Genomic DNA, 15,447 nt, shown 5'->3' with positions numbered 1-15,447 from the left:
AACCACCTCTTATTTTTTTATATCAAAGCAACCCGCATATCCTTTCCAGATAGCTTGCATCGACTTCATCGAAACTATCCAGCTTATCACTGTCTATATCGAGAACCGCCATGACTTTCCCCTCGCGGATCACCGGAACCACAATCTCTGACCTGGAAGCTGCGTTGCAGGCTATATGTCCGGGAAACTGTTCTACATCCGGAACAATCAGGGTCTTTGCCTCTTTCCATGCCGTACCGCAAACACCTTTGCCGTGCCGGATGCGGGTACAGGCAATCGGTCCCTGAAAAGGGGCGAGCACCAGCATATCTTCTTTTACCACGTAAAAACCTACCCAAAAGAAATCGAACATCTGTTTCAAGGCTGCGGCAACATTCGCCATATTGGCTGTCATGTCTGTTTCACCGGCCAGTAACGCTTCTATCTGGGGGAACAACGTCCGGTATTGTTGTTCTTTGTCTCCCTCCGCTATGATTAAATTCTCTGCCATATTTAATTTATTATAGGAAAACAAAGGTAAAAATTAATCGTAAATATCCGTACCTTTGCGCATCAATTGATTTTTATGACAAAACAGAACTCTCCTTTGGTACTGGGTACCGAACGTATCGGAAAACTGCTTACGCAGTATGCTATTCCGGCAATTATAGCCATGACCGCTTCTTCGCTTTATAACATGGCTGATAGTATTTTTATAGGACATGGGGTAGGACCGCTGGCAATTTCGGGTCTGGCTCTGACATTTCCGTTGATGAACCTGGCGGCAGCTTTCGGTTCGCTGGTTGGTGTCGGTGCTTCTACATTAGTCTCGGTAAAGCTGGGACAGAAGGATTATGAAGGAGCCAACCAGGTGTTGGGGAATGTGCTTGTCCTGAATGTACTGCTCGGGGTGGCTTTTACCTTTGTCTTTTTGCTCTTGCTCGACCCTATTCTTTATTTCTTCGGGGCCAGTGAAAATACGATAGGGTATGCCCGCGATTACATGCAGATTATTTTATATGGGAATGTGATAACCCATATGTATCTGGGATTGAATGCGGTGTTGCGCTCGTCCGGATTTCCCAAACAGGCTATGTATGCTACCCTGGCTTCTGTGGTGATAAACTGTATCTTGAATCCGATTTTTATCTTTGGCTTTGAGTGGGGAATCAAGGGTTCTGCATGGGCGACAGTCATTTCGCAGGTAATCTCCTTGACGGGACAGATGATTCATTTTTCAAGTCCGAAACAGTTGCTCCATTTTAAGAAAGGGATTTATAAACTGAGGAAAGAGGTGGTGAAGGGTATTCTGTATATCGGGATGTCGCCTTTTTTGATGAATCTTTGTTCCTGTCTGATTGTTATCCTGATCAACCGCGGTTTGAAAGAACATGGGGGAGACATGGCGATTGGTGCTTATGGTATCGTAAACCGCATTATCTTCCTGTTTGTAATGATTATTATGGGCTTCAACCAGGGGATGCAACCTATTGCCGGATATAATTTCGGTGCCCGCTTATATCCCCGTGTAACGGAAGTAACCAAGCTGACGATGAAGTGGGCAATCGGAGTGGCAACGGCGGGTTTCCTGCTCTGCCAGTTATTCCCGACCCTGATCGTGAATATGTTTACAACGGATGACGAACTGGTGAAAGCGGCCGTGTTCGGTCTTCATATTGTATTTGCCGTTTTTCCGATAGTCGGCTTTCAGATGGTGGCAACGAACTTCTTCCTTTCGATTGGTATGTCGAAGAAGGCTATATTCCTGTCGCTTACCCGGCAAATGCTGTTTCTGATTCCTTGTTTGATTGTCCTTCCCCGCTTCTTCGGTACGCTGGGAGTCTGGATCAGTATGCCGGTTGCCGATACGATCGCGACAGTCGTTACGGCAATCGTTCTGATTAATCAGTTCAAGAAGTTTAAACATGAATCACCTAACTAAAAAAAATATTGTATATTTATCGCAAGATAATAAAATCGGTTAGTATATGGATAACAAAATCATATTGACCATTGGCCGGCAGTTTGGCAGTGGTGGTCGTGAAATAGGGAAAAAACTGGCTCAGGCATTGGGCATCGGTTATTATGATAAGGAGTTGATGGCGGTGGCCGCCAAGGAAAGCGGATTGAGCGAAGAGTTCTTCGAAAAGGCGGACGAACGTGCTTCGAGCGGACTGGCGTATGCTTTTACTATGGGATATTTCTATATGGGGATGTTCACTCCTTATAATGACATTCTTTCCAACGATGGACTGTTTAAATTCCAGAGTGACGCAATCCGTAAGTTGGCATCGGAGCAGTCGTGCGTGCTGGTGGGCCGTTGTGCCGATTATATCTTGCGCGATGATCCGGATTGTCTTAGTTTTTTTATCCATAATAATATGGAAAACCGTATCCAGCGCATCCTCGAAAGCCAGAATATCACTGTCGAACAAGCAAAGGAATTGATGGCGAAGACCGATAAATCGCGTGCTGCCTACTATAACTATTATACGAATAAAGAATGGGGTGTAGCCTCTTCCTATAATTTCTCTATCGACGTATCCGTATTGGGTGTAGACGAGACTGTCGAGTTCATGAAAGCATTTGTTGAACGGAAAATGAATAAGCGTCCGCCACATTTCGGATAATTTACTATCTTTGTCGTCGACTTATCATAGGGGTGCCTTAATACACAGGCTGAGATTATACCCATAGAACCTGCCCGGGTAATGCCGTGAAGGGAGAATCGGTAGAATTGCTAAATAAAGGAGAGCTTTAACCTCTATGTGCTCTCCGATGTTTAAACTCTAATTATTATTGTAATGGAACAGATCGTTTCAACAGGAATTATTGACTCTTATTTTGCAAAACTGAAGAGCAACTTATCAATTGATGTGGCTATTGTTGGTGGTGGCCCTTCCGGTATCGTAGCAGCTTATTATCTGGCTAAAGCCGGAAAGAAAGTGGCTCTTTTCGACCGTAAACTGGCTCCGGGAGGAGGCATGTGGGGCGGTGCCATGATGTTTAATGATATTGTCGTACAGGAAGAAGCCATGCCGATCGTGAAGGAGCTGGGCGTTTCTTATCATGATGCCGGCAATGGTACTTATATTATGGATTCGGTTCATACTACTTCTGCATTGATCTATCAGGCAACAAAAGCCGGTGCTACTATTTTTAACTGCTATTCTGTGGAAGATGTGGTATTCCACAACGATGCAGTAGCCGGTGTGGTAGTTAACTGGGCCCCGGTAATCCGTGAAGGTATGCATGTAGACCCGCTGACTATTATGGCAAAAGCCGTATTGGAAGGAACAGGACACGACTGCGAAGTGGCACGTACTGTTGCCCGCAAAAACGATATCAAACTGAATACTCCGACCGGCGGTGTAATCGGTGAACGTTCATTAAACGTTGAGTTGGGTGAACAGACAACGGTAGAAAATACAAAAGAAATCTATCCGGGACTGTTTGTTTCAGGTATGGCAGCCAATGGTGTAAGCGGTAGCTTCCGTATGGGACCGATTTTCGGCGGTATGCTGATGAGCGGTAAGAAAGCGGCAGAACTGATCTGTGCAAAACTGGATAAATAAAGAGAATTGAAAATTGAGAATTGAGAATTGAAAATTAAATATCCAGTTTGTTTTTGTTTACGATAAATGATGAATGGACAACTAATTTTCAATTTTCAATTCTCAATTTTCAATTAAATTACATCTTCTCTACAAGTTCCCGTTGTTTTTTGAAAAACTGTATACGCTGCATTTCTCCGCTTTCGGAGATCATGGTAGAAAACTTACGCAAGGATTGAATCCATTCTTTCAGGTTCTTACACATCTCTTTGTCTCTCGATGTGATCGAGTTGATCGAAAAGATCCGGATCAGGCTTAATTGCAAACTGGATGTTTCCACAAAACTGTATGTGGCTTCAAAGTTTATGTTGGATATATATATATGTATATCCTTGCCCGAGTCAAATTTACCTCTGGAAGCGATTGTCTCCAGGTCGTCCAATAGCCGGAGGAGTTCTTCCTGTAGTTTGGTTACTTCCTCTTCCGTGATTAAATGAATGCTGGCGAAATATTTAATATCGTTCACCAGGTAGTTAAACATCATGCTGTCCCATATATAGTTTGTTGTCTGTATATATGTACTGGCTTCTACGAATGCCTTTTGGGCATGTTTGAGTTCTTCGGATAAATTTAATTCTGAAAAATATTTTACACAATTAACTTTTTCATTCTGGTACATCCATTTAAATAACCGAAACTTAGACAAGCTATCGTATTTCAGATAATAAGTCTGTGGTATCATATTTGAGGCTGTGCTTAACTCCGAAGTCGGATCGTCGCGTAGAGACTCAAACAATTCAAGATAGTGGTCAAGGATTTTGTAATACGTTTTGATAGGATCTGAATAATGTAAAAGATTCAGGTCGAACATAGTGTTATTAGTATAGCTTATACCCACGATCTGGTCAAGTGAAACTCCCAGTTTCTTTGAAATGATGGAAGCCTCATTGAGGGTGAAGGGAACCTCGCCGCGTAATCTTCTGTATACGGCCTCTTTTCCTATGTAGAGAATATCCATCAGGGTATTCGCTAAATTAACCCCATCCGGTATCTTCTCTTTCATTACCTCGATCAGATTTGTATTTAATACATCTGTATTCATTTCCAATTCTCCCTTTTAAATAATATATATGTTCAATTATTAAACAATAAACAAAGCGTATTGTTTCGAAAAACGCAACAAATGTAATAAGTGTACTCGTGGGTTGCGTATTTTCGAAAATGCGGAGAGAGTAAATAGGCGAATGAGAAATAGGTATGACTGAAAATACCTTATATGCGAAATAAAACTCCCGTATTTGCTTAGTAAATTCGCATATCTCAAAAGAGAGACGGCAATGATGGTTTGAACGGATAGTTATTGCAGTTTACTATTAATACTAAGTGATGTTAATTGAAATAGCATTAGAATGGATGAACTTTATTTTATTTTAGTCTTAGATTTTTTGTTTATAAATTATTGACCTAACCAAACATTTGCTTGTATAATCAGAATGAGTAGACCACTAATGCTAATACCATGAACAACTGTCCGGCTGGGAGGTGACTCTCGGCCGGAATTTTTTTTGCTATATATCTGATATTTGCCATTGTGTTGCAAAATAAACTTTCTATTTTTGCAGAATAAATATGAGAGCAAAGAAAAACATAATCCGTTACGTAATGTTGATAGCCGGCATCATCATGCTGCTTTCGGTCATCATACCGCATCATCATCACAGTAACGGTCTGCCTTGTTTTAAATCGCTGACTGAACACAGTCACAAGAGTGCCTCTTCTCACGATTGCGGTTGTAACGGGCATAATGTTGCTCTTTTCACCTCTCTGCTGTCACATGCGACGGATGTGGATGCTAGTCACCTGCTTTTCCCTTTGCAGGTTTTATTTGATTATATTAACCCTCCCGAACCGGCTTTTTGCGGACAACCTTTTGAACGCAGTCGAGCCTTTTATATTGAGTCTCTGCACGATAGCTGGATAACGTGTGCAAGTGGACTGCGAGCCCCTCCTGTGTTATAATTGTTACTGATGGTGGCGAACCTTATTCGCTTTTCGGTGTTTTTATCTAAACGCCGAGTTATTTATTATGCATTAATAACACATTATAATACAATGAAAAAGATATATTTATTGTGGGTTTTATGTGCCTACATATTTGCAGGTTGTGGTGGCGGAGCTACTAAATCTGAAGAGCATAATCATGATCATGAAGCACATGAACATGAAGGACATGACCATGAACACGAAGGAGACGAGCATGAAGGACACGAACATGGGAATGAAGCTGCCGCCGGTGCACATTCCAATGAAATCATTTTCAAAGAAGAATTAGCGAAAGCAGTCGGTTTACAGACGAAAGTGATGGAACCGGCTCCTTTTACCGATGTGATAAAGACCAGCGGAAGCGTGATGGCTGCACAAGGCGATGAAACGACTGTGGTAGCTACTGTCCCCGGTATCGTTACATTCGGCAGTTTATCTTTTGTGGACGGTACTCCGGTCCGGAAGGGACAGGCTATCCTGAGCCTGGCTTCCAGTAATTTGTCTGAGGGGAATGTGGCAGCCCGTGCCAAATATGCATACGAAAATGCCAAGAAGGAATATGAACGTATGCAACAGCTGGTAGGAGATAAGATCGTTTCTGCCAAGGACTTTGAACAGGCACGTCTGAATTATGAAAATGCAAAGGCCGCTTACGATGCCATTGCCGGTAAACAAACAGAGAACGGTGTATCGGTTGTTTCTCCGATGAACGGATACTTGAAGAACCTTCAGGTGAAAGAAGGCGATTATGTCGCTGTGGGACAACCGTTAGCTACGATTTCTCAGAATAGCCGCCTGGTGCTTCGTGCCGAAGTGTCGGAAAAGTATTATCAATATCTTCCGGCTGTACAGTCTGCTAATTTCCGAACTCCTTATGATGACCAGGTGTATGAGCTTTCCGAACTTCACGGACGTTTACTTTCTTACGGAAAGGCTTCGGATGCCAATTCTTTTTATATCCCTGTGACTTTTGAATTTGATAATAAAGGGGCTGTAATTCCCGGTTCGTTTGTTGAAATCTATTTGCTTACCTCTCCGATGCAGGATGTGTTGAGCGTTCCGGTTTCCGCGTTGATAGAAGAGCAAGGCGTTTATTCCGTATTTATTCGTTTGGATGAGGAAGGATACAAAAAGCAGGAAGTGAAACTGGGTGCCAACAATGGTGCTGAAGTTCAGATTCTGTCTGGTCTAAAACCGGGAGATACGGTTGTTACACAAGGCGCTTACCAGGTCAAACTGGCTTCTGCCTCCAATGCTATTCCGGCTCATACTCATAATCATTAATAATGAGCAAATATGCAAATATGCCAATGTGCCAATGGAAATACTCATGGCACTATCTTGATTGGCACATTGGCATATCGGCTAATTAAACAATTATTCTTATGTTGAATAAAATAATATATTACTCGCTGCATAACAGATTGGTTGTCCTGATCTGTGCATTGCTGCTGATGATAGCGGGAACCTATACAGCTTTTCATACAGATGTAGATGTGTTTCCCGACCTGAATGCTCCGACTGTGGTTATCATGACGGAAGCAAATGGTATGGCTCCTGAAGAAGTGGAACGTCTGGTTACTTTCCCGGTAGAAACAGCAGTGAACGGGGCTATGGATGTGCGCCGTGTACGTTCTTCCTCTACCACCGGTTTCTCTGTTGTATGGGTTGAATTTGATTGGGGAACGGATATCTACCGTGCCCGCCAGATTGTTTCGGAAAAGTTGGCAGTCGTTAGTGAAAGCCTTCCCGAGAACGTTGGCAAGCCGACGCTGGGACCGCAATCTTCTATCCTGGGAGAAATGATGATTATCGGTCTGACTGCCGATTCTACTTCTTTGCTCGATTTGCGTACGATTGCCGACTGGACAATCCGTCCGCGTTTGTTGTCGACAGGCGGTGTGGCACAGGTCGCTGTGATTGGTGGCGATATCAAAGAATATCAGATATTGCTTGACCCCGCCCGTATGAAACATTATGGAGTAGGGTTGGATGAAGTCCTGACGGTCTGCCGTAATATGAACCGTAATGCAAATGGCGGTGTCTTGTATGAATATGACAATGAATATATCATCCGTGGCGTTCTTTCCACTCCGAAAGTGGAGGAACTGGCAAAAGGGGTTATCAAGACTGTAGACGGTTTTCCGGTTATGCTGGAAAATGTGGCGACGGTGAAGATAGGAAGCAAAAGTCCTAAACTGGGTACAGCTTCTGAACGCGGCAAGCATGCTGTTCTGATAACGGTGACCAAGCAACCGAATACCAGTACAATCGACCTGACAAACAAACTGGACGGTATCGTTGCCGACCTGCAAAAGAATCTTCCGTCGGACGTGAATGTCTCTACCGATATTTTCCGTCAAAGCCGTTTCATCGACAGTTCTATTAATAATGTAAAGAACAGTTTGTTTGAAGGAAGTTTCTTTGTTGTCATTGTTTTGTTCCTCTTCCTGATGAATATCCGTACGACGGTGATTTCGCTGGTGGCGTTGCCTTTGTCATTGCTCGTTTCTATCCTGGTTTTGCATTATATGGGAATGACCATTAATACAATGTCTCTGGGTGGTATGGCGATTGCTATCGGTTCGCTGGTGGATGATGCGATTGTCGATGTGGAGAATGTGTATAAACGAATACGGGAGAACCGGATACTTCCTCCGGAAGAGCGACGCTCGGTATTAGAGGTAGTTTATGACGCTTCCCGTGAAGTGCGTATGCCTATTCTGAATTCCACGTTGATTATTGTGGTAAGTTTCGTACCCCTGTTTTTCCTTCATGGCATGGAAGGACGCATGTTGGTGCCGCTGGGTATTGCGTTTATCGTTGCCTTGTTTGCATCTACCATTGTTGCACTTACTTTGACGCCGGTATTGTGTAGTTATCTGCTGGGCAATAAGTCGACCGATAAGAAGATAGAAAAAGAGGCATGGGTAGCCCGTAAATTGAAGGAGGTATATGCTTCCGCATTGAAAGTTGCCTTGGCGCATAAGAAGATTGTGCTGGGTTCTACGGTAGGTCTGTTCCTTGTGGCGTTGGGTATTTTCTTTACGCTGGGACGCAGTTTCCTTCCTCCTTTCAACGAAGGTTCTTTTACTATTAATGTAAGTTCGCTGCCGGGTATTTCGTTGGATGAATCGGACAGGATGGGACATCGGGCAGAAGAGTTACTGATGCAGGTTCCCGAAATCCAGACGGTGGCCCGTAAGACCGGGCGTGCCGAACTGGATGAACATGCATTGGGTGTGAATGTTTCGGAAATAGAGGCCCCGTTCGTATTGAAAGACCGTAGCCGGGAAGCTGTGATGAATGATGTCCGTAAGAAGCTGTCGACTATCAGTGGTGCGAATATCGAAATCGGTCAGCCTATCTCTCACCGTATCGATGCGATGCTTTCGGGAACGGAAGCCAATATCGCCATCAAACTGTTCGGTACCGATTTGAACCGTCTCTTTACGATTGGTAACGATATCAAAAACTCTATCCAGAGCATTCCGGGCCTGGTTGACCTGAAAGTAGAACAGCAGATTGAACGTCCGCAGCTGACCATCACGCCGAAACGTGAACTGATGGCTAAATATGGCGTATCTCTTCCTGAGTTTGAAGAATATATTAATGTCATGCTGGGTGGCGAAGTTGTCAGCCAGGTGTATGATGACGGTAAAACATTCGACCTGACAGTAAAGACTTCCGACGAGAGCCGTGCAACGATGGAAGATATCCGTAATCTGATGATAGATGCCGGAGGGAAGAAAATCCCGCTGAGTTATATTGCCGAGGTTCGTTCAGTAACCGGTCCGAATACGATTAACCGTGAAAACGTTCAGCGCAAGTTAGTAATCAGTGCGAACGTATCCGAACGGGATTTGCGCAGTGTTGTAAATGATATTCAGAATAAGATTGGAACATCAATCAAGTTGCCCGAAGGGTATCATATCGAATATGGCGGACAGTTTGAAAGTGAACAGGCAGCTAGCCGCACACTGTTGCTCACTTCTCTGATGTCTTTGCTGGTCATCTTCCTGTTGCTTTATAATGAGTTCAAGAATGCGAAAGAGAGTGGTGTCATCCTGCTGAACCTGCCGTTGGCTTTGATTGGTGGCGTGTTTATTTTGTGGCTGACTTCCGGTGAAATCAGTATTCCGGCTATTATCGGTTTCATTTCGCTGTTCGGTATCGCTACCCGAAACGGTATGCTGCTGATTAGTCATTATGCACAGCTGCGCAGTGAAGGTTTCTCTGTTTACGACACGGTGATACACGGTTCGCTGGACCGTCTGAACCCGATTCTTATGACTGCCTTGAGTTCGGCTTTGGCATTGATACCGTTGGCATTGAACGGAGATTTGCCGGGAAATGAGATACAGAGTCCGATGGCGACTGTCATCCTGGGAGGGTTGCTGACATCTACTTTTCTGAACGGATTTATTATTCCTATTGTTTATCTTTTAATGAATAAGGAAAAATGAAACAATTCATAGTAATTACCTTGTTGGCTTCCGCTGCGCTTTCAGTGAACGGGCAGAATTCTATTGATGCCGTCCTGCGCAGTATCGAAGCCAATAATAAAGAATTGCAGGCGAATAACCAGCTTACCGTTTCTAAGAAACTGGAAGCGAAGCTGGATAATAACCTGCCAGACCCTTCGGTTTCCTATGTACATCAGTACGGCAATCGGGAAGGGATGGGAATACAGGGAGAGTTGGTTGCTTCCCAGTCGTTCGACTTCCCTTCGGTATATGTACAGAAGAATAAACTGTCGAAATCGAAAGCCGCCAGTTTCGACCGTCAGGGTGCAGAGTTCCGTCAGCAAATACTTTTGCAGGCGAAAGAGATTTGCCTTGACCTGGTCCTGCTGAACCAGCAACGGGCATTACTCGACCAACGCAGGCAGAATGCGGAACAACTGGCGGAACTGTATGCCATGCGTCTGGAAACCGGCGATGCGAATATTCTGGAAACAAATAAGATTGACCTGGAGTTGCTGAATGCAAAAACGGAAGCCCGTATGAACGAGTCTGCCCGTATTGCCAAACTTCAGGAACTGGCAACATTGAATGGTGGTATTGCTATCGACTTCACGGACACGACCTATATGTCGGACGGTGATATCCTGTCATTCGAGGAATTACGTGCGGAGGCTGTGACTTCCAATCCTCAGTTGCTTACGTTGAAAAGCGAGCAGGTGGCTGCCCGCCGCCAGTTGAGCGTTAATAAGTCGAAGAGTTTACCCGGTTTTGAGTTGGGGTATCGTATGAATACGGCTACCGGCGGAGAGCGTTTTAACGGTTTCCTGGTTGGTATCAGCATTCCTTTGTTCTCAAACAGGAATAATGTAAAGCAGGCTAAAGCGCAGGCTCTTTATACCGACCTTCAACTGGAGAGTACGACAACGACCGTGGAAAGTGAATTACACCAATTGTATAACCAGTCGGTCGCTCTGAAGACTTCTATGGACGAATACAATATGGTTTTGAAAAGTCAGAATAGCCTGGCATTGTTGAATAAGGCTATCCAGACCGGCCAAATCAGTATGATTGAATATTTCGTTGATGTAACGACTTTCTATCAGAGCATGCAGAATTATATGCAGTTGCAGAATGAGTATCAGAAGGTGATGGCGCAATTGTATAAATATAAGTTATAAACTCTCTTATAAAATAAGGAAGGTTCATGTCTTTTTCGGGCATGGACCTTTTTTTATTATAGCTTCCCATTGAACCGTATATTGGTTACTAAACTTATAAAAAGTTATCGTACAGTTTTTTTTCATCATTGTATTTTTTATTATGCAAATAAGTTTTTACTTTTACAAAGTACTTTTTACCAGGAGATTATACAATGTAGCATTGTTTAGGAGACCGATAATCAGACATATCTGTGCATAACAGGTATCAGAATGCCTTAATTCGTATAAAGAATACATATTAGTATTAATTATCAATTTAAAGAGACCATGAAAGATTTAGAAATGTACATCGATGGACAGTTCATCGAGAATCGATCCGGAAAGTGGATCAATGTGTTGAACCCTTCTACGGAAGAAGTTATATCCCGTATGCCTGACGGAACAGTGGATGATGTCCGGGCTGCCATCGATGCGGCGGAGAAGGCGCAAGGAGCATGGGAACGACTGACTTCCATTGAACGTGCACAGTATCTGACCAAAATAGCACAAGGAATTCGAAAAAGGGAAAAAGAACTGACGGATATTATTGTACGTGAAGGAGGCAAGACGCAGGGACTGGCCAATGTGGAAGTTAACTTTACAGCCGATTATATCGATTATATGGCCGGTTGGGCACGTCGTTATGAAGGAGAGATCATACCCAGCGACCGTCCTCACGAGACTATCTTTGTATTTAAGAAACCTATCGGAGTGACAACCGGTATATTGCCATGGAACTTCCCGTTCTTTCTGGTTGCCCGTAAGGCAGCCCCGGCTATGTTGACAGGAAATACGATTGTGCTGAAACCAAGTCAGTTGACACCGGAGAATGCGTATGTCTTTGCCCAGATTGTGGATGAAGCGGGAGTGCCTAAAGGGGTATTCAATATCGTAAATGGTCGCGGATCGGTTGTCGGGCATGAGATGGCCGCTAATCCGAAAGTCGGAATGGTCAGCCTGACAGGAAGTGTTTCTGCCGGTGTGCAGACGATGGAAGCCGCTTCAGCTAATGTGACGAAGGTATCGCTGGAGTTAGGAGGAAAGGCTCCGGCTATCGTTATGCCGGATGCGGATCTGGATCTGACCGTGAAGTCGATCATTGCTTCCCGCGTGATCAATACCGGACAAGTGTGCAACTGTTGTGAACGTGTTTATGTACATTCCAGCATTAAAGATGTTTTTATTGAAAAGTTGCTGGATGGCTTTGGTAAGGTTAAAGTAGGCAACCCCAACGAGGTCGCAGACTTGGATATGGGACCGCTGATTGATGCCGGTGCCCTGAAATCAGTGGAAGAAAAAGTCGAAAAAGCTGTTAAGCAGGGGGCGACCCTGGCTTATGGAGGCAAACGTATCGGAGCTAAAGGTTACTTCTTTGAACCGACCCTTTTGACTAATTGTACACAGAAGATGGATATTATCCAGGAAGAAACATTCGGTCCCGTTCTCCCGGTTGTAGAGTTTACAGAAGTGGAAGATGCTATTGCCTGGGCAAATGACTGCGAATACGGGTTGACCTCTTCCGTCTATACACAGAATCTGGATATGGCCTTTAAGCTGATGCGTTCCTTGAAGTTCGGCGAAACTTATATCAATCGTGAGAACTTTGAAGCCATGCAGGGTTTCCATGCCGGCTGGCGTAAATCGGGTATTGGTGGTGCTGACGGTAAGCATGGCCTGGAAGAATACCTTCAGACTCATGTCGTTTATCTGGAGACGCAGGGTTAATGTGTTTTGTCATGGCGGACCCGATCCGCCAACTCATACTAAGTATTGTTTATCAGTAATGTATGCGATCCCGGGTCAAGCCCGGGATGACATACAGTAATTTTGAAAGAGTCTCTTTTTTTGATAAGTATCCCGGATAGTTTTCGGATAATATATTTATCTTTATTCCGGAATATGGAAAAACGAATCAAAATGAGAAACGCTGCTATCTTATGTTATTGCCTTTTTGTATTAGGCGCCTTTACTACGAATGCCCAGGAAACGAATAGCCTGGGAATGCAATTTGCCCGGATTCCGGCCGGCTCTTTCCACATGGGAAGCCACGGATTGGGAGAAGATTATGATGAAGCACCGATTCATCCGGTAACGATCGCAAACCCTTTTTTGATGGGAACGACCGAAGTGACAAATGCCCAGTACGAGCGTTTTGACCCTTCCCATAAGAACTTACGGGGAAAGTACGGCCTTTCGAAAGAAGATGACGAAGCGGTTATTTTTGTGAACTATCACGAGGCGAAAGCATTCTGTGACTGGCTTTCGGAAAAGGAAGGGAAGACGTATCGTCTGCCAACCGAAGCCGAATGGGAATATGCTTGCCGTGCCGGGTCCTACTGGAATTTCTGGATGGACGACGGACTTCATGGCGTGTATCATAAGAACCAGCAAAATGTCTGGGGAACGGATTCTACAATCAGCCTTCAGGTAGGCAAAACTCCTGCCAATCCTTTCGGACTGCACGATATGCACGGAAATGTAGAAGAATGGTGCAGCGACTGGTACGGACCTTACGAGGCATTACCGCAAACAGACCCGGTGGACCGTGCTGACGGATTATATAAAGTGACACGTGGCGGAAGCCATAGCACTCCGGAAAGATTTCTGCGTTCCGCCAACCGTATGGCGATGATACCCGAAGATAAACACTGGCTCACCGGATTCCGGGTGGTGCAGGCCGATATACCTAAAACCCAGCCGCTTCCTGTAGCCGGACCGACCCCGCAAGAGAACATATCACAGCAAAAACATACCTGGGACGCTCCTTTGAAAACACCTTTCTTCGGTGAACCTCTCGTCTATGTGAAAACGCCCGAATGTTCTTCCGGCGTCCCGTTCTACAAGCATAACCATTGCCCTGCCATAACCTGGTGTGATAACGGGGATTTGTTGGCTATCTGGTTTACATGCGACGAAGAATCGGGGCGGGAGATGGTGATTCTGGAAAGCCGCCTGAAGAAAGGCAGTACCGAATGGAGCGAGCCGCACGAGTTCTTCAAGGTGCCCGACCGGAATATGACCGGTTCTTCCCTGCTGAATAATAAGGGTACACTCGTCCATATAAATGGGGTGGAAGCTGCCGGTACCTGGGAAACCCTCGCTATGGTCATGCGGACAAGCACGGATAACGGTGCAACCTGGAGTCGTCCCCGTATCATCGCCCCTGAGCATGCCAGACGGCATCAGGTGATAGCCGGTTCTTTCCGTACTAAGGACGGTTGGCTGGTACAAGCCGCCGACGCCACTCCCCGGAGCAATGGCGGCACGGCATTGCATATCAGCAAGGATAATGGCCTGACCTGGGAAGACATGGGCAAAACCAATCCGGGTAAGTTCGAGGCAGGCGCTTCGGGCGGTACTATTGCCGGAATCCATGCCGGAGTAGTGCAACTGTCCGATGGACGTTTTATGGCATTCGGACGTGGTGACGGCATTGTCGATAAAGACGGTCTGGAACGGATGCCCATGAGCCTGTCGGAAGATAACGGACGCACCTGGACATACAGCGCTTCTGAATTTCCCCCGATTGATGGCGGTCAGCGTCTGGTATTGATGCGTTTACAGGAAGGACCTGTTTTGCTGGTCTCTTTCACGAACCATCCTTTCCGTCTGAAAAATGGTTTGAACGGTATGACCTTTAAAGATAAGGATGGTAAGGAATATACCGGTTACGGAATGTATGCCGCCCTTTCCTTCGACGATGGAAAGACATGGCCTGTTAAGAAATTACTGACCGATGGCAAAGAACGTTTTATGGACGGAGGCGCCTGGACCGGTTTCTTTGAAATGGACGGGAGTCATGCGGAACCCCGCGGTTATCTGGCCGGTACGCAATCGCCGGATGGAATGATACATCTGGTAAGCAGCCGTAACCATTATCGTTTCAACCTGCCGTGGCTGGTAAAAGATACAGGGTATTCATTTTAAGTGATAAGTCTGATTGTGAATTGATTACAGTCTCCTCGTAGTTTCGTGTTTAGGAAACTCCAGTTCCCTGCCTAGGAAACTACAATTTCCTGCGGAGGGAACTACAGTTTCCCAGGCAGGAAACGCGCGTTTCCTCCTAAGGAAACTGAAGGGCTTTGTATGTTAACGTTTTTAGTTGACTACTTTCAGTCTTATATATATAAAAGGTTGACTCGGTTTAAACTTAATAATAATAACGGTTGACTTATTTCTTGCTTATTTATGAAACAGGTTAACTCT

General features: G+C 44.9%; 11 protein-coding genes. 9 read left to right on the top strand and 2 right to left on the bottom strand.

Annotated features, from left to right (window positions below):
• Nucleotides 1-22: 22 nt before the first annotated feature.
• The gene (gene msrC / locus NBH14_RS17170; protein ID WP_186960362.1) at nucleotides 23-490 is read right to left on the bottom strand and encodes a free L-methionine (R)-S-oxide reductase MsrC; all 468 of its coding nucleotides are present in this window, start codon (nucleotides 488-490) and stop codon (nucleotides 23-25) included.
• A gap of 75 nt (nucleotides 491-565) precedes the next feature.
• Between msrC and NBH14_RS17165 the strand changes: the two genes are divergently transcribed.
• The 3 genes from NBH14_RS17165 (at nucleotide 566) to NBH14_RS17155 (ending at nucleotide 3,554) form a co-directional block, all read left to right on the top strand.
• Complete coding sequence (locus NBH14_RS17165) at nucleotides 566-1,921, top strand: MATE family efflux transporter (protein WP_186960361.1); 1,356 nt, start codon at nucleotides 566-568, stop codon at nucleotides 1,919-1,921.
• Nucleotides 1,922-1,967: 46 nt separating this feature from the next.
• A complete protein-coding gene (locus NBH14_RS17160) occupies nucleotides 1,968-2,609 on the top strand; it encodes a cytidylate kinase-like family protein (RefSeq protein ID WP_186960360.1) in 642 nt (213 codons plus the stop codon).
• 174 nt (nucleotides 2,610-2,783) lie between these two features.
• Entirely contained in the window at nucleotides 2,784-3,554 is a 771-nt protein-coding gene (locus tag NBH14_RS17155; protein WP_010803511.1) for a sulfide-dependent adenosine diphosphate thiazole synthase, read from the top strand.
• Between the two features lie 118 nt (nucleotides 3,555-3,672).
• Here the strand turns inward: NBH14_RS17155 and NBH14_RS17150 are convergent, their stop codons facing one another.
• Entirely contained in the window at nucleotides 3,673-4,635 is a 963-nt protein-coding gene (locus NBH14_RS17150; RefSeq protein WP_186960359.1) for a hypothetical protein, read from the bottom strand.
• A 527-nt stretch (nucleotides 4,636-5,162) separates the two neighbouring features.
• Here NBH14_RS17150 and NBH14_RS17145 point away from each other — a divergent pair.
• The 6 genes from NBH14_RS17145 to NBH14_RS17120 all read left to right on the top strand — a co-directional run bounded on the left by NBH14_RS17145 (nucleotide 5,163) and on the right by NBH14_RS17120 (nucleotide 15,168).
• Nucleotides 5,163-5,552 carry a DUF6769 family protein gene (locus NBH14_RS17145; RefSeq protein WP_233567542.1) on the top strand — a complete coding sequence of 130 codons (390 nt, stop codon included), beginning with the start codon at nucleotides 5,163-5,165 and terminating at the stop codon, nucleotides 5,550-5,552.
• Nucleotides 5,553-5,645: 93 nt separating this feature from the next.
• On the top strand, nucleotides 5,646-6,860 hold the full coding sequence (locus NBH14_RS17140; RefSeq protein WP_186960358.1) for an efflux RND transporter periplasmic adaptor subunit: 1,215 nt from the start codon (nucleotides 5,646-5,648) through the stop codon (nucleotides 6,858-6,860).
• Between the two features lie 101 nt (nucleotides 6,861-6,961).
• Nucleotides 6,962-10,042, top strand: coding sequence for an efflux RND transporter permease subunit (locus NBH14_RS17135; RefSeq protein ID WP_186960357.1), 3,081 nt, complete (start codon nucleotides 6,962-6,964; stop codon nucleotides 10,040-10,042).
• Nucleotides 10,039-11,220, top strand: a complete 1,182-nt coding sequence (locus tag NBH14_RS17130) for a TolC family protein (protein WP_186960356.1) — start codon at nucleotides 10,039-10,041, stop codon at nucleotides 11,218-11,220. Before NBH14_RS17135 ends, NBH14_RS17130 begins: the two co-directional genes overlap by 4 nt.
• A 309-nt stretch (nucleotides 11,221-11,529) precedes the next feature.
• The gene (aldA, locus tag NBH14_RS17125; RefSeq protein WP_186960355.1) at nucleotides 11,530-12,966 is read left to right on the top strand and encodes an aldehyde dehydrogenase; all 1,437 of its coding nucleotides are present in this window, start codon (nucleotides 11,530-11,532) and stop codon (nucleotides 12,964-12,966) included.
• 192 nt (nucleotides 12,967-13,158) lie between these two features.
• Nucleotides 13,159-15,168: an SUMF1/EgtB/PvdO family nonheme iron enzyme gene (locus tag NBH14_RS17120; RefSeq protein ID WP_250817676.1), complete on the top strand. Its 2,010-nt coding sequence runs from the start codon at nucleotides 13,159-13,161 to the stop codon at nucleotides 15,166-15,168.
• Nucleotides 15,169-15,447: the final 279 nt, after the last annotated feature.

Source organism: Parabacteroides caecihominis (assembly GCF_023656785.1).
Lineage (GTDB): Bacteria > Bacteroidota > Bacteroidia > Bacteroidales > Tannerellaceae > Parabacteroides > Parabacteroides segnis.
This window is presented reverse-complemented; position numbering and strand designations above follow the sequence as displayed.

Coding starts and splice junctions, on each gene's coding strand:
- NBH14_RS17155 (WP_010803511.1), top strand. CDS start 2,784: ATGGAACAGATCGTTTCAACAGGAATTATTGACTCTTATTTTGCAAAA.
- NBH14_RS17120 (WP_250817676.1), top strand. CDS start 13,159: ATGAGAAACGCTGCTATCTTATGTTATTGCCTTTTTGTATTAGGCGCC.
- aldA (WP_186960355.1), top strand. CDS start 11,530: ATGAAAGATTTAGAAATGTACATCGATGGACAGTTCATCGAGAATCGA.
- NBH14_RS17150 (WP_186960359.1), bottom strand. CDS start 4,635: ATGAATACAGATGTATTAAATACAAATCTGATCGAGGTAATGAAAGAG.
- msrC (WP_186960362.1), bottom strand. CDS start 490: ATGGCAGAGAATTTAATCATAGCGGAGGGAGACAAAGAACAACAATAC.
- NBH14_RS17160 (WP_186960360.1), top strand. CDS start 1,968: ATGGATAACAAAATCATATTGACCATTGGCCGGCAGTTTGGCAGTGGT.
- NBH14_RS17140 (WP_186960358.1), top strand. CDS start 5,646: ATGAAAAAGATATATTTATTGTGGGTTTTATGTGCCTACATATTTGCA.
- NBH14_RS17135 (WP_186960357.1), top strand. CDS start 6,962: ATGTTGAATAAAATAATATATTACTCGCTGCATAACAGATTGGTTGTC.
- NBH14_RS17165 (WP_186960361.1), top strand. CDS start 566: ATGACAAAACAGAACTCTCCTTTGGTACTGGGTACCGAACGTATCGGA.
- NBH14_RS17130 (WP_186960356.1), top strand. CDS start 10,039: ATGAAACAATTCATAGTAATTACCTTGTTGGCTTCCGCTGCGCTTTCA.
- NBH14_RS17145 (WP_233567542.1), top strand. CDS start 5,163: ATGAGAGCAAAGAAAAACATAATCCGTTACGTAATGTTGATAGCCGGC.